Origin of the sequence: Mesorhizobium sp. L103C131B0, from assembly GCF_000502275.1 — a bacterium.
GTDB lineage: Bacteria > Pseudomonadota > Alphaproteobacteria > Rhizobiales > Rhizobiaceae > Mesorhizobium.
This window is the reverse complement of the sequence record NZ_AYXC01000005.1, coordinates 427,041-451,983: the sequence shown is the minus strand read 5'-3', so window position 1 is coordinate 451,983 and position 24,943 is coordinate 427,041. Positions and strand designations below refer to the sequence as shown.

Here is a 24,943-nt window from a genome sequence, read left to right as displayed (position 1 = left end):
ACAAGGTGCCGGGCAGCTCCCATCCCTTGCGTGCTATCCGGTGGCTAATCCTGGTCGGTCTTCTGGCGTTAACGTCAACCGCCGGTGCCGAGGACCTCGATTTCCACCTCGATCTCAACACCGGCGGCCACAGCGCCAGGGTCACCGACCTTGCCTTCACGCCGGACGGCGAGGAACTGGTCTCCGCATCTGACGACAAGACCATCCGCATCTGGGACTGGCAGAGCGGGGTGACGCTGCGCACCATTCGCGGCTATCTTGGCAATGGCAATGACGGCAAGGTCTTTGCGATTGCCGTGTCGCCGGATGGCAAGACGATCGCCGCCGGCGGTTATTTCGGCGCCGGCATCGGCGACAAGCCCCCTTATGGCGATATCAGGCTGTTCGATTTCGCCACCGGCAGGATCAAAACCGTGCTCAAGGCCGCCGACTATGCCATCTATGATGTCGCCTTTTCACCCGACGGAAACACGCTCGCCGCCGGCGGTGGCGATGGTTTCGTCTACCTCTGGCGGGCGGACGACAAATCCGCGTCGGGCTGGACGCTGGCGGAAAAATTCGATGCCGATTCCTGGCGTGTGGAAAAGCTCGCCTTCGCCGCTGCGGGAACCCGGCTGGCAGCGACGACCACCGACAATGGCATCCGGCTCTGGGACGTCGCCAAGTCAGAGGAAATCGCTTTGCCCGCCGAGGCCGAACCGCTGCGCGATGTCGGCGTCGCCGCACTCGCCGTGTCATTGGATGGCAGGCTGTTCGCCACCGGCAGCAAGGACGGCGACGTCCAGCTCTGGCAGGCCAGCACGGGCAAATTCGTCCGCGCCATGCCGAAGCAGGATTTCCAGATCGGCGCTCTGAGCTTCGCGACGGGTTCGCGGCTTGTGGCGTCATGCAGCTATCGCTGCGCCGACAAGCATCGCTCGGTGGTCTGGAATACCGACAGCGGCGAGCAACTGCTCGACTATAACGGCCATGACGGCACGGTCTTTGCTGGCGCCGGCAATGCCGACGGCTCGCTGGTGGCGACAGCCGGCGGCACCCGCAACGCCATCCAGGTCTGGAACCCCATGACCGGCGAGCGCAAGGCGCTGCTGCAAGGGGTCGGCGAACCGGTGACGGCGATCGGGATCGATGCGGCGAGCAGCTCCATCGCTTGGGGCAACACCAACCCCTGCCCTGAACGCGTGTCCTGTCCCGAGCTGCAGGGCACGCTGGACAAGGTGCTGGCGCTACCGACGGCCGAGCGGTTCTTCGAGGACCCGGTGGCGTTTGCGGAACAGGGCGCCTATGCCCGCGCGGCACTCGCAGAGGGTGAGTGGTCGCTCCGTGCTGCCCCCGGCGGCAAGGACGGCCTGGAGAATGCCGTGCTCGAAATCGCGAGCGGCGGAAAGGTGATGCACAGCATCGAGAATGCCGCCACCAATGGCTTCGTCCATTCGGCTTACACGCTGATCGGCAATGGGCTTGGCCTGATCACCGGCGGCAGCGACGGCACGCTGTTGGAATACAAAACCGCGACCGCCGAGCTATCGGGTGAATTCACCGGCCACACCGGCGAGATCAACGCCATGGTTGCCGCCGAGAAGGAAGGGCTGTTGGTCACCGGCAGCGCCGACCAGACCGTGCGGCTGTGGAATTTGAAGACACACAAACTGATAGTGTCGATGTTCTTCGCCGGCTCCGAATGGATCGCCTGGATGCCGCAGGGCTACTATTATTCCTCCGCCGACGGCGACAAGTTGATAGGCTGGCACGTCAATCAGGGTCGCGACCACGAAGGGCGTTTCATCAGCGCCGGCCAGCTGAAAAAATATCTCTGGAGCCCGGAAATGGTGCGCCGGGCCATCATCCTGCGCAGCGCCGAACAGGCGGTTCAGGAAATGCGCCCCGGCGTCGACCGCCAGCTGGAAAAGCTGCTCGAGCGCAAACCGCCGGAATTCGGCATCAAGCTTGCCGCCGACCAGAGCAACGTCCGCGAGGGCTATGTCGCCGTCGAGATTTCGGGCGCGCAGGAAGCCGGCGCCGATGTCGCCGGATTTTCGATCCTGTCGAACAGCCGCAATGTCGGCAATGTCACGGCGCGCTCGGCCGATGGCGGCAAGAGCACCATCGTCGAAGTGCCGGTCGAGAATGGCGAAAATACCATTCGCATCACCGGCACCAACGAGTTCGGCTATCTGACCGAGCGCAGTGTCACAGCACTTGGCAGGAAAACCGAAAAGCCCGCCAACAAGGGCAAGCTCTACGTCGCCGTGATCGGCGTCGACAAATATCCTTTCCTCACCGATGCATGCGCCGGCCACGCCTGCGATCTGCGCTATCCCGTCGATGACGCCACCGAATTCCTCAAGGTGATCTCGCAGAAATCCGCGCCCTTGTTTTCGGCGATGGAGACGCTGGTTCTGGTCAACCGCGAAGCGCTGGATGAGGCGCCCGATTCCGGCAAGGACGTGTTCAAGGTCGCCAGCGCCGACACCATCCTGGAACCGGATTCCGACACGATCAACGACCAGCTCGCCGACTTTCTCGACAGACCCGGCGAGAACGACACCACCATCATTTTCGTCGCCGGTCACGGCATCAACATCGACGAAGATTATTATTTCATCCCCACGGACGGCCGCAAACAGGATGCCGACCGCTGGAAGCGCTCCTCGCTGGTCGACTGGGGCGACATCCAGAAATCGGTTGAGCGGGCCAAGGGCATGCGCTTCATGCTGCTCGACACCTGCCACGCCGCCAACGCCTTCAACCCGCGCCTGGAAAAAGACGCGCAGGACGCACGCATCGTCGTCTTCTCGGCCACCGCTGCCAACAACACCGCCGCCGAACTGCCCGAGCTCGGCCATGGCGTCTTCACCTATTCGATCCTCGAAGGCCTGCGCGGCCGGGCCAAGACCTCCGACGGCGGCGTGACGCTGTTCGGCCTCGCCGACTACATCTCGCGCGAAGTGCTGCGGCTGACCGCGTCCAAGCAGAAGCCGTTCTACTATGTCGGCGGCGTGGAGAACATTGTGCTGGCTGAGCCGTGAGAGGTCGGCACCCAGGCACCCGCCTCTGGCCTGCCGGCCATCTCCCCCGCAAGGGGGGAGATCAGTCTCTTCATTGCTGGAGATCTATTTTCAAGGTTGGTGATTGGCGAAAGTCGAGGCGACATCCAATCTCCCCCCTTGCGGGGGAGATGTCCGGCAGGACAGCGGGGGGTGCCTGGGCACGGACCAGCATTCTGATCTTTGCCACCGCCTTGCTTATCCTCTCAGTGCTTCAAGCGTCTGCCGCCCCCATCACCTGCCCGCCCGGCGACACAAACTTCCCGTCCTTCTACTCCGACCCCACACTCTTCACCGACGCCATCGCCGCCGTCGCCAGAATCGAGCCGTCCAACCAACGCCTCACCGGCATCACAGTCCCCCACCACCTGCTCGTCGCAGATCTCGTCGCACTCGGTTTCCACGCCGCGTCCGGCTTCCGCTACAAGCGCATCGTCATCCTGTCGCCGGACCATTTCCATAAGACGCAGAAACTCTTCGCCACCACGACGCGCGGCTTCGACACTGTGCTTGGCCCGGTCCTGGCCGACACGGCAGCCCTGCGCCTTATCCAGGCGAACAGCGAGATGGTCGAGGACTCCTGCCTCTTCGCCAAGGAGCACGGCGTTCAAGCCATGCTGCCCTTCCTGCACCATTATTTTCCCGAGGCAACCATCGTGCCGGTGGCGATGTCGGTCAAGGCGAAGCGCGGCGACTGGGACCGGCTGGCGCAGGCGCTGAAAGCGATCGTCGACAAGGACACGCTGATCGTCGAATCCACCGATTTCTCCCACTATCTGCCGCAGCACGAAGCCAGGCGTTTCGACCAGCAGACGCTGAACATGCTCGCCGCCGGTTCGCTCGACGGCATCGCGGCGCTGCGCCAGCCGGATCACGCCGATTCGGTCGGTGCGCTCTATATCCAGACCAGGCTGCAGCGCGAACTGTTCGGTGCTGCGCCGCTGGTCGTCGCCAACGAGAACTCGCAGGCGCATTCAAGCGACTATGTCGAGCGCACCACCAGCTATGTCGTGGCGCTGTTCGGCACCTTCGGCCCCGGCTTCAACAATCCTGCCCGTCCCGACGACAAGCTCTACTATTTCGCGGGCGACGTGAATTTCGGCCGCGCCATGAAGAAGATCCTGGTCCGCGACGGTGTTGCCGAGAAGATCGTCGAAAGCGTGCTGGCCCTGACCCGCTCGCGGCCGCTGATCGTCAATCTCGAAGGCGTGATCCTGCCCAACGTCCCTGAAGCGATCGACGACATGACGCTGGCCATGCCCGCAGACCTCGCCATCGACATGCTCAAGAAATTGCATGTCGCCGCTGTCAGCCTGGCCAACAATCACGCCTACGACCTCGGCCCGTCAGGCTATGCCGAGACGCTGGCCGCACTCGATGCGGCCGGCATCGCCCATTTCGGGCAGGGCGAGACGCTGGCGCTTGCCGATCTCGACCTGGTCGGGCTGACCGACATCGATACCAACGGCTCCAGGAACACCGACCTTCTGACGCCTGCTTTGCTCGACCGGCTGCTGCACGACAATGCCGAGCGGCCGGTGATTGCCTTCGTCCATTGGGGCCGCGAGTACAAGACGGAGCCGTCGCCGCGCGAGGAGATGCTTGCCGACCAGATGCGGCTGCGCGGTGTCACGGCAATCGTCGGCGGTCATCCACATGTATCGAGCGAGGCGATCCTGCCGCTCGGCGGCGGCGATGTTGCGGAGATCTATTCGCTCGGCAATTTCCTGTTCGACCAGAAAGCCGAACGATCGTCCGGGTCGATGCTGGAACTCAGGGTGTTCAGCCAGGACACGATCTTTGCCCGGCTGATCCCGCTGCCCAATTTTTTCGAGATGGGCTCGAAATGACGCGATTCCCGAAAGGACGTGACAGGACCTCAACAGCCTTGCAGATCTTCCGGCAGATAGCAGACCGCCGGCTTGGTGCTGGTTTCGAACAGCGACTGCTTCGGCCTGAAATAGAAGAACGTGGCCGGCTTGCTCTCGCGTGTGCTGCCATCGGCGAAATGGGCGGCGATGCTGAAGCGATGGATCGACGACATTGACGACCACATTTTCAGCCGTGCCGTGTAGGCGCTGAGATTCTTGTTGCCGCGCACCGGCATGGGGATGCTGTAATCGGTCTTGCCGATCGGAAATTCGATGTTCTGGTAGCGCAGCGCTTCGGGCGACGCGCCGCCGCCATCGCCGCATTCGGCGAGCGATTCTGGGACCTCGATGCTGACCAGCGAGACGATGACGCGAAACGGCTCGCTCTGCTGGTAGACAGCGCCCTGATCGTCCGCCCAGGAATAATCGAGCTTGCCAATCCCGGTCACGCTCATTTTCTCGACGCTGCCGCTGATGTAATCGGCAACGTCGCCGAACTTGACCTTGTTGGCCACCTGGGCGCGGCAGACATCCAGGCTGTCCCTTGACGGGCAGGTGAAGCGCTCGGTCTCGAGCGTGGTTGTGTCGACGCCGGCTTCAGTCAGCACGTCCTTGATCGAGACGTCGACGCCATCGCCGAAAGTGCCGATGTCCTTCGTGAACATGCGGCTCGGCTCGCCGGTCGCGTTGTCCTCCTCGTCGGTCCTGGTGAACTGGATCGACATCTTCATGTCTTTCACGTCGCCCCAGCCATTGTTGACGATCGAGAAGTCGGGGCGGAAGCCGACGCAGCCATAGTGCTCGCTGATCGACAGCATCGGCTTGCGGTAGGCCTCGCTCGCGGCCACCTTCATTTCCAGGCTGTCGATCTTGACCCTCGACTGGTCGGTGGTCTTGAGGTCGACTTCGGCGAAGGCCGGCGCCGTCTCCCAGTCCATGCCTTCATAGACATTGCCGGTACGAATCTCTCCGGTGCCGTTCCAGGCATCGTTGTACTGGTCCGACACCGGATAGATCGCGATGTCTTCGTCGCGCACCAGATGCTGGTACTGCATGTCGGCCTGCTGCGACATGCGCTGGTCGACGGCAATGCCGATCTCGACCTTGTCGGCGGAACCGCCGCCGGTCTGCGCCTTGAGCAACCCGCCCACTCTGGCATCGGCCAGCACGTCGGGGCGCGCACCGCCGATCTCCTTGCCCATCGCCCATTGCGACCAGTAGACGGTGCCGCCGGGCAGCCGGGTGCGGCCCTTGCCGTCCTTCAGCCCATCGGCAAAAGAGCCGACGAATATCTCGCCTGTCTTCGTCTCCAGCCTGCCCTCGCCATTCGGCACACCGGCCCTGAATTGCCCTTCATAGCGATTGCCGTCGGCATCGACATGGATCGCATGGCCGTCGAGCTGGCCGGCGACCCAACGGCCGTCGAGAACCTCGCCTGAACGCAGCTCCAGCCGGCCTTGTCCTTCGGGGCGGCCATTCCTGATCTCGCCGAAATAGCTGGAATAGATCGTCTTGGGGTCATAGCTCGCCGAGCCGCGTACGCGCCAGACCAGCCTGCCCTTGCCGTTGACGGTGCCGTCGGCTGCGACGGTGCGGTCCGGCGACACGCCGGCTGCCGGCTCCCAGGTGAAATCAAGACCCAATTCCGGGTGGGAATCCCAGACCCGTACATTCTTGCGCAGCACCGAACGTGTTTCGCTTTTATAGAGGATTTGCACCCGCTCGGCCCAGGCGCCATCGGGTGTGGCACCGCCTTGATCGGCCATAGCGGAAAAGCATGTCAGTGCGGCCAGCATGGATGCAGCCGCCATCGCTTTGACTCCGAAGATCATTCTTGCCCGCGCCATCTTACCCAACCCCTTGGATCGCCTAGCGTAAGCACCGCTGTAACACAGTGCAAGAGAGGTGTTTCGATACAAAAAACCGGCGGCAGGAACGTCCCGCCGCCGGTTTGGTAGTGCTGGTTATCGCCGCTGTTTGCCGGCGAAAGATCGGGCCTTATTTGTACAGGCTGTTGATCCACGCCACGTTGGCAGCGTTCAGGCGCACCGCAGTGTTGGCGTTGGGGCTTTCGGCCACGTTCACGCCGGTGACGACGCGCTGCTTGGCGCCATTGTCGTAGGCGTAGACCGAGCTGCCGCTCGACCCCGGATAGGTGTCGCAGTCGTACTGGAAATACTCCGCGCCGACGTTTTCGGCTTTCACTTCGCAGGTCGCCTTCCACATCGTTCCCATCGGCTTGTCGCCGGGATAGCCAACGATGTTTGCGGTGAAATCGCCGAGGTTCTCATAGTTGGCATAACCCAGCCAGCCGAGATTGGTGCCGACATCCTGCTTCAGCGTAATGATGCCGAGGTCCCACGGAATGACCGAGCCGTAGTAACCCTGATAATTGTCGATGAAGCCCTGCAGGATATAGACGCTCTCGTAGCTGAAAGCGCCAAACGGTGCATCGTCGGCGGTGTTGCCGTTGAGCGACGGCACGAAGATGACGTCGTCGAGCCAAGCCTTGTCTTCATTGCTGTAGAGGCAATGCGCGGCGGTGAGCACCGTGCGCGGACCGATCAGGGTTCCCGAGCAGCTGCCGTAACCGCTCTTGGCTTTGCCTTCGATATACCCGATCGCGGTGAACGGGTAGGTCTTGGTGTTCTTGATCTGCTCGCGATCGTCGGCCCCGAACACCTGGCGGCCGGCTTCGTCGCCGCCCGTCAATCCGGTCTTGTCGGCGTTCGGTGTGTTGGCGGGCGCGTTCAATTCCTTGATGACAAGGTCCTTCAGCGTCTCGCCTGCACCGATCTTGATGTCCTTGCCATCGGCGGAACGTCCGACGATGCCATAGGATTTGACCGCCGTGCCCTCGTCGGTCAGCGGCGCTGCCCGGCTGGCTTCATCTTCGGTCAGTTTCGGCGGCGCGATCGGCTTTGCACGGCCGGGCTGGTAGTCGCCCGTTCCGAGATCGCGCATGCTTTCGCCATTGCCGGCATTCGCTGAGCCGGGATCGGCGGCGAAGGCAGGCATCGTCCACAGTGCGGTGGATAGCAGTGCGGACGCAATGATAGTGCTTGTCAGTTTCGTCATGGTGAGACTCTCCCAAAAGTCAGCAAGGAGTGGAGCAAAATACAGAAATATTGTCGAGATCGTGGTGGAGTTAAAAAATTAGTTTGGTTACCCGCCCGTATCGGATCATCGGTCCGGGCGGCCTCGTTAAAGCCCTCCGCCAAACGCACCCGCGTCGATATACTGCCTAAAATAATCCAACATTGGCAATGACAAATCGCTTCCACGTAGCCCGTGGGGGGCTATAGGGTTTGGGTGGGCTCTGCCCGATGGGGCACGATTAGCAAAAGTGGTATTTCGGTTTTATAACCGCGCGGATGTCGTTCGTTCTGGCAGAAGGCGATCGAGGTACCGCTACCGCTTCTGTTGGTTATGCGTCATGGCGGCATGGCTCGGCAATTTTCATCTCAGGAGGGTTTCAAGGTGAACATTATCCATCGGTTCAGGCCGCTTGCCGCTGCATCGCTGCTGGGCATCGCGGCCGCTTTCCCCGCCGTCAACGCGCTCTATGCAGCCGACGACGCCGCCAGGCCGGAAGCGGCGGTCTCGCCGATGCAGCGCGTTGCCGAATCCCGGGACAAGGCCAAGGCCGAGAATCCCGACGGGGCCGACCGCGTCTATGGCGGCAAGGAAGCCGACAAAGGGGCCTATCCGTTCCAGGTGGCGCTGCTGACCAGCGCCCGGCTGGACCCCAGCCCGGCCTCGCAGCCGAACGCGCAATTCTGCGGCGGCAGCCTGATTGCTCCGCAATGGGTGCTGACGGCGGCGCACTGCCTCAACGACAAGGGCCGGCCGATTTCGCCCGACACGGTGACCGTGCTGACCGGCGCCACCGATCTTACCGAAGGCAAGCGCTACAAGGTGGTCGAGGTCATCGTCAACGAGGGCTACAGCGAACAGACGCTGGACAATGATCTCGGCCTGCTCCGGCTGGCGGAGCCCGCCGATGCGCCGGTCATCAAGATCACCAATGAGCCGACGCCAGACAGCGGCAAGACCACGGTCATCGGCTGGGGCAAGATGCAGGACGGCACCTTCCCGACCGCGCTGATGGTGGCCGATCTCGATCTCGAGCCGAGCGCTGCCTGCAACAGCGGCATCAAGTCGATCTATGCGCATGACCTGAAGGCGGCACTTGGTGATCTCTCGCATCGGATGCGTTATTCGGAAAAGGGCATCGATGCCGCCGCCAATGCGATCGCCGCCGATATGTCGGATCCGCTGACCAAGAACATGATCTGCGCCGGCACCGACAGCGGCGAACGCGACGCCTGCAACGGCGACAGCGGCGGTCCGCTGTTCATGACCGGCGCCAACGGTCCGGTCCAGGTCGGCGTCGTCTCCTGGGGCGAAGGTCCGTCCGACGGCACCGCCGCTTGCGGCCACAAGAATGCCTATGGCATCTACACGCGATTGGCCAACTATACGGGTTGGATCGAAGCCAAGATGAAGACCCCGGCTCCGGCAGCCGCGGCGGCGCCCAAGGCCGGTCTCGGCACGGCCAAGAAGCCCTGAACGGGCCCGAAGCTTGATAAACGCAAAACGGCGGGATCTTTCCCGCCGTTTTGATTCATGTCCGGTGCCGGCTGTTCCGCTTACTTCCGCGGCGGGCCTTTGCGCTCGGCCGACGCCGCCCACAGATTGATGTCGGACTCGCGTGCGTAAGTGTCGATTTCGGCGAGCTCGGCATCGCTGAACTCGAGCACCTTGAGCGCGCCGACGCAGTCCTCGACCTGTTCGGGCCGGCTGGCGCCGATCAGCGCCGAGGTGACCCGGCCCTTGCGCAGCACCCAGGCCAGCGCCATCTGCGCCAGCGTCTGGCCACGCTTGCCGGCGATCGCGTTCAGCGCCTGGATGTTAGCGATGGTCTTTTCGTTGATGAAGGCGGGCCGCAGCGACTTGCCTTGGCTGGCGCGGCTACCCTCGGGGATGCCGCCGAGATATTTGTCGGTCAGCATGCCTTGCGCCAGCGGCGAGAACACGATCGATCCGACACCGAGCCCTTCCAGCGTATCGAGCAGTCCGTCCTCTTCGACCCAGCGGTTGAGCATCGAATAGCTCGGCTGATGGATGATGCAGGGCGTACCGAGCTGCTTCAATATGTCGGCGGCCTCGCGCGTGCGCTGCGAATTGTAGGACGAGATGCCGGCATAGAGCGCCTTGCCGGAACGCACCGCATGGTCGAGAGCGCCCATCGTTTCCTCAAGCGGCGTATCCGGATCGAAGCGGTGCGAATAGAAGATGTCGACATAGTCGAGCCCCATCCGCTTCAGGCTCTGGTCGAGGCTCGCCAGCACATATTTGCGGCTGCCCCATTCGCCATAAGGCCCTGCCCACATCTCATAGCCGGCCTTGGTCGAGATGATCAGCTCGTCGCGATAGCCGGCGAAGTCGGTGCGCAATATCTCGCCGAAGGCGATCTCGGCCGAGCCGGGCGGCGGGCCGTAATTGTTGGCGAGATCGAAATGGGTGATGCCGAGATCGAAGGCCTTGCGCGCGATCGCCTGCTTGGTGTTGTGCGGCGTGTCGTTGCCGAAATTGTGCCACAGGCCGAGCGAGATCGCCGGCAGTTTCAGGCCGGATCGCCCACATCTGTTGTAGAGCATTTTCTCATAGCGGTGTTCAGCCGGCTGCCAGCGCATGGGTACAGATCCTGGATTGTATGGGTGTCGGCGCGAGCGCGCCGACACCCTTCTACCTCATTTCTGCTTCGCCAACAGTCCTTTTGCGTCCTTGACGCCGAGTGCAGCCGGCCGCTCGCAGCTGGTCTGCATGGCGACGAACTTGCCGGTCTCGCCCGACCGCAACAGGCCGGTCATGACATCGACGGCATGCAGCGCGAGCTCCATCGAGCAACGATGCGGCCGGCCCTCGGCGATCGCCAGCGCCATGTCGGCAAGGCCTGCGGTGCGGTAGTTGGCCATCATGCCCTGGCCGTGCATTTCGTTGGGCACGCCGAACGGATGCTGCCATTTCGGCAGTTTCTTCACCGGTTTTGCCGCCTTGGTTATGCGCACGTCGCCACCGAAGAAATTCGGATCCGGCACGAACACCGTGCCCGTCTCGCCATAGAGTTCCATCGGCGCGTGACCATGCGCCCAGACGTCCCAGCTGGTGTTGAGCGTGATCACGGCGCCGTTCTCGAACTCCAGCAGGCCGTGGATGGTCGTCGGCGTGTTCACCGGGATTTTTTCGCCCGCGCGCGGTTTCGACGAGATCGTGCGTTCCTTGGCAGGCGTCGTCGCGAAGGCCGCCACCTGCTTCACCGGCCCGATCAGCTGGATCAGGTTGGTGATGTAGTAGGGCCCGATGTCGAGCACCGGCCCGGCGCCCGGCTGGAAGAAGAAATCGGGATTGGGGTGCCAGTGCTCCATGCCGTGGCCCATCACATGACAGGTGCCGCTGGTGATCTTGCCGAGCGCGCCGGTGTCGATGAGGTTGCGCACCAGCTGGTGCGCGCCGCCGAGGAAAGTGTCCGGAGCCGAACCGATGCGCAGCCCTTTCTTCTCGGCCCGGCTCTTGAGGTCGAGGCCTTCCTTGACCGACAGCACGAACGGCTTTTCCGAATAGACGTGCTTGCCGGCATCGAGGATCTGCTTCGACACCCCGTAGTGCACCGCCGGGATGGTGAGGTTGACGACGATGTCGATCTCGTCATCCTTGAGCAGTTCTTCGACGGTCTCGGCGCGCAGCTTGAACTCCTTCGCCCGTGCCTTGGCCGCGTCCATGTTGATGTCGGCGCAGGCGCGCATCTCGATGCCGCGAAACAGCGGCGCCAGCGAGAAATACGCTTTCGAGATGTTGCCGCAGCCGATGACGCCGATACCCAGTTTCTTTGCCATGATGATTGTTCCTAGTAAGCCTTGACGGATGCGAGCGAGCGGCTGGCGAAGCGCTCGATATCGTTGGGGTTGTCCTGTTCCATGACGTAATATTTGGCCGCGCTCTTCGCCCGAAGTGTCTTGATCAGGCCGGCCCAGTCGATGGTGCCGTGGCCGACATCCGCCCAGCCGTCCTCGTCAAGGCCTTCGCCTGACTTGGCCATGTCCTTGACATGGACGGCGCTGATGCGCTTGCCGTGCTTTTCGATCCACGGCAGCGGATCAACGCCACCGCGGACTACCCAGGCGACGTCCATCTCCCAGCCGATGTCGGGCGCAGCCGACAGGATGTGATCCTGCGGCACCGAGCCGTCGGCGAGTGTCTTGAACTCGAAATCATGGTTGTGCCAGGCAAAGCCGTAGCCGGCTTTTTTTGCGGTCTCGCCGACCTTGGCCAGACGCTCGCCAAAGCCGCGCCAGCCGGCAGCGTCGGCCGGCCGCTGCTCGGCCAGCAGATAGGGACAGATGACGAGCGTGATGCCGAGTGCGTCGGCTGTTTTGCGTACCCCGTCGAAATCATTCTCCAGCGCATCGATCGAGAAATGTCCGGTCGGCATCGAAAGCCCGTTCTTGTCGAGTTCGGCGCGGAACGCCGTGGGGTCGTCATAGACGCCGCCGAAACCTTCGACTTCCTTGTAGCCGAGCTTGCCGAGCATTTTCAGGATGCCGTCCCACGGCTGGAAATTGCGGGCGCTGTAGAGTTGGAATGACCAGTTCATCGTCTCTGTCCGTTTCTTGGGTGGTTAAGGCTTGGGGATGTTTTCGGGGGATCGTTTCGGTCGTTCTTGGGAGGATGGTTTGCGGATGATTCTAGAGGGTCACAGGCGATTGCCGGTCGCAGCGTCGAACAGCGAGGCGCGCGCCGGATCGAAACCGAACTGGATCGGATCGCCGCTGCGCAGCGTCCGTTCCGCTTCGACGCGGAAGGAGAAGTTGCGGCCGGCAAGCTTGGTCCACACCAGCGTGTCGGAACCCATCGGCTCAACGATCTCGACCGAACCGCCGGCGGAAAACGGCATCGACTTTGCAGCGTCACCGAAAGCGATGTGTTCAGGCCGGATGCCCAGCACGCAAGCGCCGGCCGGGCGCTCCGTGCCGTCAAAGGTATAGCGGTCGAGCGGCACCGAAACACCGTCGGTCCTGAACGCCGGAGCAGCACCGGCTTCCAGCTCCCCTTCGAGGAAATTCATCGCCGGCGAGCCGAGGAAGCCCGCGACAAAACGGTTGACCGGCCGGTTGTAGATCGTCTGCGGCGCGTCGAGCTGCTGGATGACGCCGCCGCGCATGACCGCGATACGGTCGGCCAGCGTCATCGCCTCGATCTGGTCGTGGGTGACGTAGATCATGGTGTTCTGCAGCTTGCGATGCAGAAGCTTGATTTCGACGCGCAGTTCCGAGCGCAGCTTGGCGTCGAGATTGGATAGTGGCTCGTCGAACAGGAAGACATCGACGTCGCGCACCAGCGCCCGCCCGATCGCCACGCGCTGGCGTTGGCCGCCGGACAAGGCCGCGGGCTTGCGCTGCAAAAGCGGCTCGATCTGCAGGATCTCGGCGGCGCGTGCGATGCGCTTGGCGATCTCATCCCTGGGCACGCCGGCAACGCGCAGGCCGAACGACAGGTTCTTCTCCACCGTCATTTGCGGATAAAGCGCATAGGACTGGAACACCATGCCGATGCCGCGATCCTTGGGCTCCTCCCAGGTGACGTTCTTGCCCTTGATGAAGATGCGGCCTTCGGAAATATCGAGCAGCCCGGCGATGCAGTTGAGCAAGGTCGACTTGCCGCAGCCCGAGGGACCGAGCAGCACGATGAACTCGCCCTCTGCGACCTCGAGATTGAGGGTCTGCAGCACCGATACAGAGCCGAAATTTAGGGACAGGTCCTGGATCGAAACGCTGGTGCCGTTGGCTGCCGTCATCGCCATCACCCTTTCACCGCACCGGCGGCGATGCCGCGCACGAAAAGCTTGCCGGAAATGAAGTATACGATGAGTGGCACAAGGCCGGTCAGGATGGTGGCGGCCATGTTGACGTTGTACTCCTTCACGCCTTGCACCGAATTGACGATGTTGTTGAGCTGCACCGTCATCGGATAGGTGTCGGGGCGGGTGTAGACGACGCCGAACAGGAAGTCGTTCCAGATGCCGGTCACCTGCAGGATGATGGCGACGACGAAGATCGGCAGCGACATCGGCGCCATGATCCGCAGGAAGATGCCCCAGAAGCCGGCGCCGTCGACCCGTGCCGCCCTGAACAGCTCTTCCGGCATCGAGGCAAAATAGTTGCGGAACAAAAGCGTGAGGATCGGCATGCCGAATATGGAATGGACGATCACCAGGCCGCTGAGGCTGCCGTAGAGGCCGATCTCGCGCAGGATGATGACGATCGGATAGATCATCACCTGATAAGGGATGAAGGCGCCGACGATCAGGATGACGAAGAATGTGTCGGCGCCCTTGAAGCGCCAGTTGGCCAGCGCATAGCCGTTCACCGAGGCGATCGCGATCGACAGCAGCACTGACGGCACAGTGATGCGCACCGAATTCCAGAAGCCCCGCGAAAGCCCGTCGCAATTGAGGCCGGTGCAGGCCGTCGCCCACGCCTTCACCCACGGTTCGAACGTGATTTCGAGCGGCGGCGAGAAGATATTGCCCATCCGTATCTCGGGCATGCCCTTAAGCGAGGTGACCACCATCACGTAGAGCGGCAGCAGATAGTAGACCGCCACCACGATCAGCGTGCCATAGAGGAAGATATTGCGGCGCGAGAAGACATGCCGCGGCTTCGGCCCGCGCGGCCCGGAGGCTTCGCGCTCGGCGGCACCCGCGCTGGCGGGCAAAGGGACGGCCGGGTCAGCCACGCTTCCTGCCTCCAAATTCAAGGTAGGCCCACGGCACGACGACGATCACCACCGAGAGCAGCATCATGGTCGAGGCGGCAAAGCCCTGGCCAAGATTCTGTGCGAAGAACATGTAGTCATAGACATATTTGGCCGGCACTTCGGAGGCGATTCCGGGGCCGCCGCTGGTCTGGGCGACAACGAGGTCGTAGACCTTGACGATGCCCGACGCGATGATGACCAGCGTGGTGATGAAAACCGGCCGCATCATCGGGATGACGATGAACAGATAGGTCTTCCACATCGGGATCCCGTCTACCCGCGCTGCCTTCCAGATGTCCTCGTCGATGCCGCGCAGGCCGGCCAGCATCAGGCACATGATGAGCCCGGTGCCTTGCCACAGCGCCGCAATCGAAATGCCGTAGATGACGATGCTGGAATTGTAGAGCGGGTCGAAGTTGAAGCTCGTCCAGCCGAGGTCCCGCACCACATGCTGGATGCCGAAATCCGGATTGAGCAGCCACTGCCAGACCAGGCCGGTGACGATGAAGGAAAGCGCGAACGGATAGAGGAAGATGGTGCGGAACGTGTCCTCGAAACGGATCTTCTGGTCGAGAAGCGCTGCAAGCAGGAAGCCGATGACCAGTGAGAACACGAGCGAGATCGCGCCGTAGATCAAAAGGTTCTCGATCGAGATCAGCCAGCGCGGCGTCGCCCACAGCCGGTAATACTGATCGAGCCCGGCGAAATTCAGCCGTGGCAGCAGCTTCGAATTGGTAAAGGAATAGAACACCGTCCAGACGGTGCCGCCGACGAAAACCACCGACGCGGTGAGGATCATCGGGATCGAGGCGACCTTCGCATTGATGTTGCGGAACAGCGGGTTGGGGCGTTCGCTCTTGCTCATCTCGTCAGCCGGCTGGGTAAGGGCGGTGCGATCCCGGCCCTGCTTTCGCAAGGCCGGGAGCGAGGTGTATTGCCTCCAACGTCAGTCTGCCGAAGCGATGAGGTCGGCGAAGCGCTTCTGCGCGTCTTCGATGGTCAGGTCCGGCTTGGCGAAGAATTCGGCGAAGAGATCTTCCTTCTGCTTCTGGGTATCCTGCGAAAGCAGTTGGTCCGTCCACGGGATGACGGCGCCCTTGGCGAGGATGGCCAGACCCTTCTTCATGCAGTCGTTCGCCGCATTGAGATCGACGTCACCGCGCACCGGCAGCGAGCCCTTCTTGAGATTGAAGGCGACCTGAGTCTTAGGGTCGAGCAGCGTCTCTGCCAACACCTCCTGCGCCTTGGACTTGTCGGCATCCTTGAGCAGCGGGAAATAGAAGGCGTCGCCGCCGGTGGCGATAACTTCGTTCAGACCGAGGCCCGGCAGGCAGGCATAGTCCTTGCCGGCGACCTTGCCGGCAACCTGGAACTCGCCTTGCGCCCAGTCACCCATGATCTGGCCGCCGGCCTTGCCGGTGATGACCAGATTGGTCGCCTGGTTCCAGTCCTGCACATTGGTGTTCTTCGCCATCTTGCGGGCATCGTCGGCGGCCTTGAAGACCTTGGCGATCTCGGGCCCAGCGGCGAACTTGGCGTCCTTGTCCTTGTAGACCTTGAGGAATGCATCGGTGCCGCCGACCGCCGCCAGCAGCACATCGAAGGCGCCGGAAGATTGCCAGGCCTGTCCGCCGACAGCGAGCGGGATGATGCCCGCCTTTTCCAGGGCGGGCGCTGCCGCCACGAATTCATTCCAGTCCTTCGGCAGCGGCACGCCGGCCTTCTCGAAGGCTTCGTTCGACAGCCACAACCACTGCCAGGAGTGGATATTGACCGGCACGCAGTAGATCTTGCCGTCTATGGTGCAACTGTCGAGCAGGCTCTTCGGCCGCACGATTTCCGTCCACTTGCCCTTGGTGGCGACATCGGTGAGGTCGCGCATTAGGCCGGCCTGCACCAGTTCTTCGGCCTGCCGGCCGTGATTGAACTGGGTGGCGCCCATCGGATCGCCGCCGGTGATGCGGCTGATCATGATCGGCCGTGCCGTGCCGCCGGATCCGGCAATGGCGCCGTCGACCCAGTGATTGCCGGTCGCGTCAAAAGCCTTCGCGAATTCCGCAACCGCCGCCGCCTCGCCGCCCGACGTCCACCAATGGGTCACTTCCAGGTCGGTGGCGGCCGCCGGGCCGGCAAGCTGAAGCGCGGCCGTCGCGGCAAGGGCAGCGGTCAAAAGTCTATAGCGCATTTCGGTTCCTCCCAGAATCTGAAACGTTACAGATTTTCGATACGGCAATTATGCGGAGCGTGCAACCCCTGAGATAAACGCGCTCGAATGTTTTTTCGAGGCGCGAACAAATTCGTTGCGTGCAAACCGGCAAACTCCGCGCAAAACCGGGTGCTGCGCTGCAAAATCATGCTGCAGCGCAAGAAAACCGTCTCGAACCTGATTCTCGCGCAACGTTTCTGGCCGCCAAAACCCTGCCAAAACCATGGCTTGAGAGACCCACGCGCTGCGATGTTGGAAATCTGTAACGTTTCAGTATATTGAGGCCTGACGGCGAAGAACCGTGCCACATCGTCATCGAAGCGATTGTCGGCTGGTCCGGCGGCTGCTATGCGCCTGACGGGGCGGGACGAATGGACAGGGACCAGACGGAGAAGGACGACGAGGCGTCGGCGCATGAGCGGCCGACGCTGAAAACGCTTGCCTTCATGACCGGGCTCGGCGTCACCACCGTCTCGCGCGCGCTCAAGGATGCACCCGAGATCGGCGCCGAGACCAGGCGGCGGGTTCAACTCGTCGCCAGGCAGATCGGCTACCGGCCGAACCGCGCCGGCGTGCGCCTGCGGACTGGCAAGACCAATGTTATCAGCCTCGTGCTCAATACCGAGCGCGAGATCATGAGCTTTGTCTCGGACATCATCTACGGCGTCTCGGAGGTCATTGCCGACACACCCTATCACCTGATCGTCACGCCCTACTCGCGCTCGCAGGATCCGCTGGACCCGGTAAAGTATCTGGTCGAGTCCGGCTCGGCCGATGGCGTCATCATCTCACGCACGCAGCCCAACGATCCGCGCGCCCGCTACATGCTGGAGCGTGGCATACCCTTTGCCACGCATGGCCGCACCGATATGGGGCTTGTCCACCCCTATCACGACTTCGACAATTACGCCTTCGCCGCCGAAGCGGTGCGCCATCTGGCCAGCGTCGGCCGGCGCCGGCTGGCGCTGGTAGCGCCGCCGGTCGGGCTCACCTATTACGACCACACGGTCAATGGCTTTGCCGACGCACTGAGCGAGGTCGACGCCAGCGAAGTGCCGTTCAACGCTGTTTCGATCGACCAGTCGATCGATCAGATCAGGACGCGGACCGCGCAGTTGATGCGCCGCGACGTCAGGCCGGACGGTTTCGTCAGCAGCGCCGCCGCAGCAACGCTGGCCATCGTCGCCGGCATCGAGGATGCCGGCCTGAAACTCGGCCGCGACGTCGATGTCGTGTCCAAGCAATCGTCGGAACTGCTGCATCTGTTCCGCCGGGAGTTGCTGATCGTCAACGAAGACTTCCGCCTCGCCGGCACCGAGCTTGCCCGCGCCGTGCTGGGCTGGATAGGCGGCGCGGCACCTGGCTCTTTGCAGACTGTGGTCAAGCCGGGCGACGTCGTCGCGTATCAGGGCTGACTGGCACGACCTGAGAGGTCCGCCTCACCTGACCCTATCCGGCCGCTCCACTTCCCCATGGTCCATGGAAAGCGCCCTGCTCGCCGATGCGCTCGAAGCCATGCGCGCCGAAGAAATCGCGCTGCGCCTGGATCAGGTTCGAGGTGCCGCGGCCCTGGCGGTAGCTGTCGAAATAGGCAAGTGCCGACGCCAGTGCAGGCACCGGCGAGCCTGCTTCCGACGCCTTGGCAACGGTGCGCCTAAGCGACGGATGCGCCTCCTGCATCATGGTGGTGAAAGCCGGCGCCATCAAAAGGTTGGTGGACGCGCCGCCCGAGCCGAAGGCTTCCGCCATGGTGTCGAGCATCTGCGAGCGGATAATACAGCCGGCACGCCAGATCTTGGCGATGGTCGGCATCGGCAAGTTCCAGTTGAACTCCTTCGAGGCGGCGCTCATCACCGCGAAACCTTGTGCATAGGCGGCGATCTTGCCGGCGAGCAGCGCCAGCTCCAGGTCTTTCAGAAGTGCCGCCTTGTCGCCAGAGATCTTGGTGACGCCGGTATTGCCATAGGCTTTTTCGGCCGCCTGCCGCTCATCCTTGATCGAGGACAGCACGCGGGCCGCCACCGCCGCCTCGATCGCCGTCGCCGGAATGCCGAGCTGCTGCGCCTCGATGACAGACCATTTGCCGGTGCCCTTCTGGCCGGCACGGTCAAGGATGATGTCGACCACCGGCTTGCCGGTCTTTGCATCGTCCGCGGCCAGCACCCTGGCGGTGATCTCGATCAGATACGAATCGAGCCGGCCCTTGTTCCAGTCCTCAAAGACCTTGCCGATCTCCTTCGGCCCCATGCCGAGACCGTCACGCAGGATACCGTAGATCTCGGCGATCATCTGCATGTCGGCATATTCGATGCCGTTGTGGATGGTTTTCACGAAATGCCCGGCGCCGTCTGTGCCGAGCCAGGCAGCGCACGGTTCATCCTTGAACTTGGCCGAGATCGCGGTCAGCACGCGTTCGACGCGCTTCCAGGAGTCTTCGGTGCCGCCGACCATGATCGACGGCCCGTGGCGCGCGCCTTCCTCGCCGCCCGATACGCCCATGCCGATGAAGGTGAGACCCGAGCCCGACAGTTCCGAAAAGCGCCGCATCGTATCGCGGAAATTGGCGTTGCCGGCATCGATGACGATATCGTTGTCAGACAACACGCCGCGCAGCGCTTCGATCTGTTCGTCGACCGGCTTGCCGGCCAGCACCATGATGATGACCGGGCGCGGCGGCTTGATCGCAGCTGCCAGTTCCTCCAGGCTGTAGCAGGGCACCACCATGTCCCTGAGCGAACCGGCGCCTTCGAGGAAGGCATCGGTGCGCGCCTTGGTGCGGTTGAAGACGGCGATGCGGTGCCCGTGCTCGGCAATGTTGAGCGCGAGGTTGGAGCCCATTGTGCCAAGGCCGATCAGGCCGATTTCGGCTTTTTCCATCGTTTCTTCCCTGCTTTCGGATTTTGTTGAGGCCGCGTTTTTCGGGATGCCCATTTTTCGGCGAGATGATTGACGGGCCTTTCGCGCCACGTCAACCGCCTCGCCGAATTGTGTTGCGTCGGCGTTGTGTCAAACCGAGTCAGGAAGGGTCAGTTGGTGACCAGGCGGCGCCTTGCCGATCGAACATATGGCGATAGGTTGGACATATGGCAGTCAAACGGATGGACAATGTCGGAATCGTCGTCGATGACCTCGACGAGACGATTGCTTTCTTTTGCGAGCTCGGCCTCGAACTGGAAGGGCGGGCGACGATCGAAGGCGAGTGGGCCGGACGTGTCACCGGGCTCGGCGATCAGCACGTCGAGATTGCCATGATGCGCTCACCGGATGGCTATAGCCGGCTCGAGCTCTCCCGCTTCCTCACGCCGACTGTCGTCGCCGATCACCGCAACGCCCCGGTCAACGCCCTGGGCTACCTGCGCGTCATGTTTACCGTGGACGACATCGACGACACGCTGGAAAGGCTCCGCAAGCGTGGCGCGCAGCTGGTCGGTGAAGTCGTCCGTTACCAGGAGGTGTATCGGCTCTGCTACATCCGCGGGCCGGAAGGGCATCTCATCGGGTTAGCCCAGGAACTCGGCTGAGCGCCCTTCGCAGGCGGGCTGAATATCACTCGGCGCGGATATCGATCGGCGCTTCGATCTTTATCACTTCGAAATCCGAGACCAGAATATCGAGCCGCGCCGTCCAGCGGCCTGGAATCGGAATGACGAGATTATCGACCCGCCAAGTGCCGTCGCCTGGCTTGGTCGCCGGACGCTTGATCGGCTCGATCCCCGAATCGGGCTTGGACAGCACCAGCGACACTTCCTTGGCGTCGAGCGGGCCGAAATCGCCATCCATGATGACGATGGAGGCGGTGACCTCCCCGGTATGGCCGGGCGTGATGTCGATGTCGGCCATCGCCTTCATAGTGTGGATATGGGTCGACGTCGGTTGTGCCGCGGCGATTGCCAGGGCCCGTGGCGGCGGCGTGAAGCGCCAGCCGGCGGCAACGCCGAAGATCAGGAGCACGATCAGCATTTCGACTGAGATCGAGCGGCTAAGCCGTCGCCGCACTTCCGTCGCTCCGGCCTCGGCCAAGGCGGTGAGCCGCCATCGATTGACCGCCGCCAGCGTGAACAGAAACACCAGCAGCGCCAGCTTGATCAGCAGCAGCCGGCCATAGGCGGTGTTGACCAGTGCCGCCGGTGTCTGCACCTGGATGATGGCGAGCACCACACCGGCGGCGGCAAGCACTACCACCACGGGCATGATCGCGCGCGAAAACCGCCGCAGGAACGCCCCGGCTTCCACCGATTGGCTGCTCAACGCCAGGCCGAGCGGCAGCAGTGCTCCAGCCCAGAAAGCGATGCCGGCGCCATGCAGGAACACCATAGGCCGCGTCAGCCATTGCGGTTCGGCTGCACTGGCATGGCCGCTGGCGGCAAGGGCTGCACCCACACCGGCCAGCCCGGCGAGCGCCAACGGCCTGGCGCCAGCACGCGATCCGACCAACGACAGCAGGCCAAGCCCGAGCGCCGCCAGCGAAATCAGCACCGTCCAGCCGAAGCTGGTGCCAAGCGCCGTCCGCCAGACCACCGGTTGCGCCAGCCGGGCGAGTGGCGCGCCCAGCGCGTCCAGCCCCTGGAACCCGAGCGACAGGGGTGCTGCGACCAGCCCGCACAGGATGGCGGCAATGACGAAGCGCTGGCCTGAGCGCTGGCCTTGCGCCAGCCATGTCAGCGCGAAGGCGCCGCCAATGCCGAGGAAAAGCCCGATGTAGAGAAGAACCTTGCCGGTCCAGATCGCTGACCGCAAATCTATATCGACAGCTTCCCCCACCGCCGGCGCCGCACTTGGCGCGCCAACGGAAAACAGCACCGAGCCGCCGACCGGATGGCCATCGGCGGAAATCACCCGCCAGCTCAAGACATGGGTGCCCGGCCCGAGCTTTTGTGGATTGTCGATCTCAACCGTTTGGTCGCTCAACCGAAACGAGGTCAAAGCGACAGGCGTACCGTCGGGCCGCACCAAGGTCAGCACCAGCGGCGACACAGGCTCGCTGAAGGTCAGCGAAAATTGCGTCGGCGCTCGCTCCAGAACCGCGCCGTCGGCAGGCTCGGCCTTGATCAGCGCCGCATGGGCAAAGGCCTGGTTTGGCGTGGCAAGGACGGCAAGCAGCAGGATCGCGGCCAGCAGGCCGAAGCACCTGCCGGCTGTCCGTTCTATCCGCTGAAAACAGGCCACGTTCATGCCATCCACCAAAACAGTGGCGCGCCGCTTCGAAGCAGCGCGCCGCCAATGCATCATTTCTTCGGCAGCAGGTTGAGGCCGGGCGCCGGATCTTCCAGCGCATCCTCATCCTGACCAGCCGCCGGAATCTCTATCAACGCGTGATGGCCCCATCGCATTCCTGCACCACCGGAAAATAGAGTTTTTGCCCGGCCGGCAGATCGGCGGCCAACGTGCCGCGGAAGACGAACTCGTCATAAAATTCATCCGGCAGGCTGCCGCCGCTCCAGTCGACTTCCTTGACGCCCGAGGTCACCGCCTCGCCATAGAGCTGGTAGGATTTCTCGTACTTGCCTTTCTTGACCTGCAGCGTCCAGCCGGGCTTGGGCATCGGCTTCACCCCGATCACCCCTTCCGGGATCTGCACGCGCACGGCAATCGTCGCCTTGCCTTCGCAGCCATGCGGCACGCGCAGCACGGCCTTGTAGGTCGAACCGACCGGCGCTTCCTGGGTTTCGAGCGTGATATGGCCGAAGGCAGCGCTTGTCCCCAGGACAAGGAATGCAGCGGCCGGCAAAAGATACTTGTTCATGATGGTCCCTCTCGAAAAATCGGTTGGCAAATTGATTGGTCAGTCGTTGTCTTCGAGGGGTGGCGCGCTGCCTATGGCTTGCACGGCAAACTCGACGGTCACGGTTCCGGCCTTCTCGAAAGTCAGCGTGGCGGCAAACATCTGGCCTTCTTTAGGCGGCTGCTTCAAATCCATGAACATCACGTGGTAGGCGCCAGGACCCAGCGTGATCTTGCCGCCCGCCGGAATGTCCAGGGCGCCACTGACCGGGCGCATGGTCATGACGCCATCCTTCATCCCCATTTCATGCAGTTCGGCCTTCCCCGAAATGTCGGAGGAAATCGACAGCAGCCGGTCTGGTGCGCTGCCCTTGTTGACGATGGTGAAATAGCCGCCGGCAACCTTGGCGCCGGCTGGCGTGGCACGGGACCAGGGATGCTCGATCTCGATGTCACCGGCCTTGAACTCATGCGCAAGGACGGAATGGGCGCCGACGAACAACAGTGCAAAGGCAAAGAGGGCGCTGCCGAGACGCTGCTCGATAGTGGTGAAGATAGGGGTGCTGCGGCGCAACGCGCCGGCATGACGAAAACGGGACATGGGTAGGCTCCATGAATATGAGGTCGCGCCTTTGTCCGGCTGCGAACGAGTTTATCATTGGATGATTATCGCCCGCGCGGGTTACGCCAAGCGAGCGGCGGTTTTTCAGCCCGCAAGCGGCGGGGCGCGCGGATTGGCCGGAGAGCGCTCACGCGTAACGTCGGGATGCCTGACTGCCGGCGGAAGAAACGCGACTGTTTCAAAAGACAGGCTCACCGGCGCCACGCCGACGCCTGCCGGCGGCGCATAGGCGACGGAGGCCATGCTGCAGCCGAGCATGCAGCATGCCGGCATGTGCGGCTGGTGCGGATCGCCGCCGGGAAGCTGGACCGCCCCCTCATGTGTACAGATGACGTTGCCGAAAACGTCGAGTTGCGAGGCATCCGGCGCAATGCCGAAAGCAAACACGCCGAGCGTCGACTGGAGCAGCAGCACACAGGCCGCGACAAAGGCGGCCATCATGCTCCATCTCTTACGCCGGAAGTCCAAAGACCTGCCTCTTCACGCAGCAACGCTTGGATATCTAGCACGCGGCATGTCGGCGGAAAATCGCCAAATCATCGCTGCGGCAACGCGGCGCGTTAAGAAGCAATCCGACCGATTTCCGGGATCGACGTCAACAGCGTGTGGCGTGCCGACTTCAGATGCTTGCGGCAGGCGGCGTCGACCTTGCCGAGATCGCGCGATTTCAGCGCCGCGATGTAGGCGAGATGCTCGCTCACCGCGACTTCGTTGCGCTCGCGCTCCTGCGCCTTGTTCCACTGGTAGTGGTAGTGAAAGATCATGGCGATGACGTCGTAGAAATCGACGATGAAGCGGTTGTGCGACGCCCGGTGGATCAGCCGGTGGAAGCGCTCGTCTAGCTCCGAGAATTCGTTGAAGCGGATGGCGATTTCGCTGGCCAGAAGCCGGTGCTCGTCTTCCAGCCGGTCGAGATCCGCCCAGACCGGACTATCCCCAGGCAAGGCGGCAAAGGCCGCCGCCGAGCGTATCTCGAACATCTCGCGGATTTCAGTGAGTTCGAGCGCGAAGGCTCGCGTAAACCCCTTCAGCACCCAGTGGCTGTTGCGCCGCTTCTCGATCAGGCCGAAGCGGGAGAAGCGGATGAGGAACTCGCGCACGCTGGTGGTGCCGACGCCGATCTCGCGCGCCAGTTCGAGCTCGTTGATCTGCATGCCGGCCTCGGCGCCGCCAGCCAGCAATCTGCGCATAAACGACCGCTCGATGATCTGGGCCAGTGTGTCTGTCTCCTCCTCGGGGAAGAAATCATCCGGCTTCGGCGCCCTGAGCACTGTCTTGCTGCGTTTGTTCCACGCGATCAGCCCGGTCTCTTCCATGCGCGCCAGAATGGTGCGCACGGTGGTCCGGCTGACGCCGAGCAAAGTGCCCAGTTCCGGCTCCGACGGCAGGCTCTGCGTTTCATCGAGCAGCCGCAGACCCCTGTTGTAAGCGTCCTTGTAGACGTTGTTGCTCTTCGACATCCCTGCCCCGTTGCGCGCCGGCGCTTGCTGTGGCTGGCTTGAAGCGCGATATCACATATGTCCTGGCTCTCACCCGGCAGAGCAAACGCTCTGCGTGTCAGACGCCGCTCCCCACAAGCCAAGCGTCCATCGGACACATGGTCTCCTCCTGAAAAAACAATTGACGCACAAATGTTTTTTCACGATAAAAGACATTA

The 24,943-nt window shown here is 62.7% G+C and carries 19 protein-coding genes and 1 pseudogene; 5 read left to right on the top strand and 15 right to left on the bottom strand.

All coding sequences use genetic code 11. From position 1 onward, the window contains the following. Positions 1-5 precede the first annotated feature (5 nt). Positions 6-3,029 (top strand): caspase family protein, encoded by a 3,024-nt coding sequence (locus X730_RS151690; protein WP_031196898.1) that lies wholly within the window; start codon positions 6-8, stop codon positions 3,027-3,029. A gap of 149 nt (positions 3,030-3,178) precedes the next feature. Further along, the gene (gene amrB, locus X730_RS151695; protein ID WP_023826326.1) at positions 3,179-4,897 is read left to right on the top strand and encodes an AmmeMemoRadiSam system protein B; all 1,719 of its coding nucleotides are present in this window, start codon (positions 3,179-3,181) and stop codon (positions 4,895-4,897) included. Between the two features lie 29 nt (positions 4,898-4,926). Here amrB and X730_RS151700 read toward each other — a convergent pair whose 3' ends face one another. Continuing rightward, positions 4,927-6,729 carry a hypothetical protein gene (locus X730_RS151700; protein ID WP_245261351.1) on the bottom strand — a complete coding sequence of 601 codons (1,803 nt, stop codon included), beginning with the start codon at positions 6,727-6,729 and terminating at the stop codon, positions 4,927-4,929. 187 nt (positions 6,730-6,916) lie between these two features. Beyond that, positions 6,917-7,996, bottom strand: coding sequence for a serine protease (locus X730_RS151705; protein WP_023826325.1), 1,080 nt, complete (start codon positions 7,994-7,996; stop codon positions 6,917-6,919). Between the two features lie 402 nt (positions 7,997-8,398). Here X730_RS151705 and X730_RS151710 point away from each other — a divergent pair, with 402 nt between their 5' ends. Then, complete coding sequence (locus X730_RS151710) at positions 8,399-9,490, top strand: trypsin-like serine protease (RefSeq protein WP_023713445.1); 1,092 nt, start codon at positions 8,399-8,401, stop codon at positions 9,488-9,490. Between the two features lie 80 nt (positions 9,491-9,570). On the opposite strand, the gene mgrA is transcribed toward X730_RS151710, so the two are convergent. The 7 genes from mgrA to X730_RS151745 all read right to left on the bottom strand — a co-directional run bounded on the left by mgrA (position 9,571) and on the right by X730_RS151745 (position 16,922). Next, on the bottom strand, positions 9,571-10,617 hold the full coding sequence (gene mgrA, locus X730_RS151715) for an L-glyceraldehyde 3-phosphate reductase (RefSeq protein WP_023669798.1): 1,047 nt from the start codon (positions 10,615-10,617) through the stop codon (positions 9,571-9,573). Between the two features lie 57 nt (positions 10,618-10,674). Next, complete coding sequence (locus tag X730_RS151720) at positions 10,675-11,817, bottom strand: Gfo/Idh/MocA family oxidoreductase (protein WP_023669799.1); 1,143 nt, start codon at positions 11,815-11,817, stop codon at positions 10,675-10,677. 11 nt (positions 11,818-11,828) lie between these two features. Continuing rightward, positions 11,829-12,575, bottom strand: coding sequence for a sugar phosphate isomerase/epimerase (locus X730_RS151725; protein WP_023669800.1), 747 nt, complete (start codon positions 12,573-12,575; stop codon positions 11,829-11,831). Between the two features lie 99 nt (positions 12,576-12,674). Next, a complete protein-coding gene (locus X730_RS151730; protein WP_023686606.1) occupies positions 12,675-13,775 on the bottom strand; it encodes an ABC transporter ATP-binding protein in 1,101 nt (366 codons plus the stop codon). 5 nt (positions 13,776-13,780) lie between these two features. After that, positions 13,781-14,716, bottom strand: a complete 936-nt coding sequence (locus X730_RS151735) for a carbohydrate ABC transporter permease (RefSeq protein WP_023669802.1) — start codon at positions 14,714-14,716, stop codon at positions 13,781-13,783. Continuing rightward, complete coding sequence (locus tag X730_RS151740; protein WP_023683029.1) at positions 14,709-15,602, bottom strand: sugar ABC transporter permease; 894 nt, start codon at positions 15,600-15,602, stop codon at positions 14,709-14,711. Before X730_RS151740 ends, X730_RS151735 begins: the two co-directional genes overlap by 8 nt. Before the next feature lie 81 nt (positions 15,603-15,683). After that, positions 15,684-16,922: an ABC transporter substrate-binding protein gene (locus X730_RS151745; RefSeq protein ID WP_023683028.1), complete on the bottom strand. Its 1,239-nt coding sequence runs from the start codon at positions 16,920-16,922 to the stop codon at positions 15,684-15,686. Positions 16,923-17,314: 392 nt separating this feature from the next. Between X730_RS151745 and X730_RS151750 the strand changes: the two genes are divergently transcribed. Next, positions 17,315-18,358, top strand: a complete 1,044-nt coding sequence (locus tag X730_RS151750) for a LacI family transcriptional regulator (protein ID WP_023683027.1) — start codon at positions 17,315-17,317, stop codon at positions 18,356-18,358. 34 nt (positions 18,359-18,392) lie between these two features. Here X730_RS151750 and gndA read toward each other — a convergent pair whose 3' ends face one another. Then, positions 18,393-19,820, bottom strand: a complete 1,428-nt coding sequence (gndA, locus tag X730_RS151755) for an NADP-dependent phosphogluconate dehydrogenase (protein ID WP_023826324.1) — start codon at positions 19,818-19,820, stop codon at positions 18,393-18,395. A 206-nt stretch (positions 19,821-20,026) separates the two neighbouring features. Between gndA and X730_RS151760 the strand changes: the two genes are divergently transcribed. Next, positions 20,027-20,464: a VOC family protein gene (locus X730_RS151760; RefSeq protein WP_023820506.1), complete on the top strand. Its 438-nt coding sequence runs from the start codon at positions 20,027-20,029 to the stop codon at positions 20,462-20,464. A gap of 25 nt (positions 20,465-20,489) precedes the next feature. Here the strand turns inward: X730_RS151760 and X730_RS151765 are convergent, their stop codons facing one another. The 5 genes and pseudogenes from X730_RS151765 to X730_RS151780 all read right to left on the bottom strand — a co-directional run bounded on the left by X730_RS151765 (position 20,490) and on the right by X730_RS151780 (position 24,746). Then, positions 20,490-22,115, bottom strand: a complete 1,626-nt coding sequence (locus X730_RS151765) for a copper resistance CopC/CopD family protein (RefSeq protein ID WP_023826323.1) — start codon at positions 22,113-22,115, stop codon at positions 20,490-20,492. Between the two features lie 53 nt (positions 22,116-22,168). Beyond that, positions 22,169-22,686 (bottom strand): annotated as a pseudogene (locus X730_RS01000000164450) (YcnI family protein). Positions 22,687-22,725: 39 nt separating this feature from the next. Further along, complete coding sequence (locus X730_RS151770; protein ID WP_023712310.1) at positions 22,726-23,265, bottom strand: copper chaperone PCu(A)C; 540 nt, start codon at positions 23,263-23,265, stop codon at positions 22,726-22,728. A gap of 105 nt (positions 23,266-23,370) precedes the next feature. Beyond that, on the bottom strand, positions 23,371-23,727 hold the full coding sequence (locus tag X730_RS151775) for a DUF2946 family protein (RefSeq protein WP_023713447.1): 357 nt from the start codon (positions 23,725-23,727) through the stop codon (positions 23,371-23,373). A 119-nt stretch (positions 23,728-23,846) separates the two neighbouring features. Next, positions 23,847-24,746, bottom strand: a complete 900-nt coding sequence (locus X730_RS151780) for a GntR family transcriptional regulator (protein WP_023692007.1) — start codon at positions 24,744-24,746, stop codon at positions 23,847-23,849. Positions 24,747-24,943 lie beyond the last annotated feature (197 nt).

Excerpts from the sequence above, each read along its gene's own strand:
- X730_RS151730 (WP_023686606.1), bottom strand. The coding sequence starts at position 13,775 with ATGACGGCAGCCAACGGCACCAGCGTTTCGATCCAGGACCTGTCCCTA.
- X730_RS151775 (WP_023713447.1), bottom strand. The coding sequence starts at position 23,727 with ATGATGGCCGCCTTTGTCGCGGCCTGTGTGCTGCTGCTCCAGTCGACG.
- mgrA (WP_023669798.1), bottom strand. The coding sequence starts at position 10,617 with ATGCGCTGGCAGCCGGCTGAACACCGCTATGAGAAAATGCTCTACAAC.
- X730_RS151760 (WP_023820506.1), top strand. The coding sequence starts at position 20,027 with ATGGCAGTCAAACGGATGGACAATGTCGGAATCGTCGTCGATGACCTC.
- X730_RS151725 (WP_023669800.1), bottom strand. The coding sequence starts at position 12,575 with ATGAACTGGTCATTCCAACTCTACAGCGCCCGCAATTTCCAGCCGTGG.
- X730_RS151720 (WP_023669799.1), bottom strand. The coding sequence starts at position 11,817 with ATGGCAAAGAAACTGGGTATCGGCGTCATCGGCTGCGGCAACATCTCG.
- X730_RS151750 (WP_023683027.1), top strand. The coding sequence starts at position 17,315 with ATGGACAGGGACCAGACGGAGAAGGACGACGAGGCGTCGGCGCATGAG.
- X730_RS151705 (WP_023826325.1), bottom strand. The coding sequence starts at position 7,996 with ATGACGAAACTGACAAGCACTATCATTGCGTCCGCACTGCTATCCACC.
- X730_RS151770 (WP_023712310.1), bottom strand. The coding sequence starts at position 23,265 with ATGTCCCGTTTTCGTCATGCCGGCGCGTTGCGCCGCAGCACCCCTATC.
- X730_RS151780 (WP_023692007.1), bottom strand. The coding sequence starts at position 24,746 with ATGTCGAAGAGCAACAACGTCTACAAGGACGCTTACAACAGGGGTCTG.
- amrB (WP_023826326.1), top strand. The coding sequence starts at position 3,179 with ATGTCCGGCAGGACAGCGGGGGGTGCCTGGGCACGGACCAGCATTCTG.
- X730_RS151740 (WP_023683029.1), bottom strand. The coding sequence starts at position 15,602 with ATGAGCAAGAGCGAACGCCCCAACCCGCTGTTCCGCAACATCAATGCG.
- gndA (WP_023826324.1), bottom strand. The coding sequence starts at position 19,820 with ATGGAAAAAGCCGAAATCGGCCTGATCGGCCTTGGCACAATGGGCTCC.
- X730_RS151700 (WP_245261351.1), bottom strand. The coding sequence starts at position 6,729 with ATGGCGGCTGCATCCATGCTGGCCGCACTGACATGCTTTTCCGCTATG.
- X730_RS151765 (WP_023826323.1), bottom strand. The coding sequence starts at position 22,115 with ATGAACGTGGCCTGTTTTCAGCGGATAGAACGGACAGCCGGCAGGTGC.
- X730_RS151745 (WP_023683028.1), bottom strand. The coding sequence starts at position 16,922 with ATGCGCTATAGACTTTTGACCGCTGCCCTTGCCGCGACGGCCGCGCTT.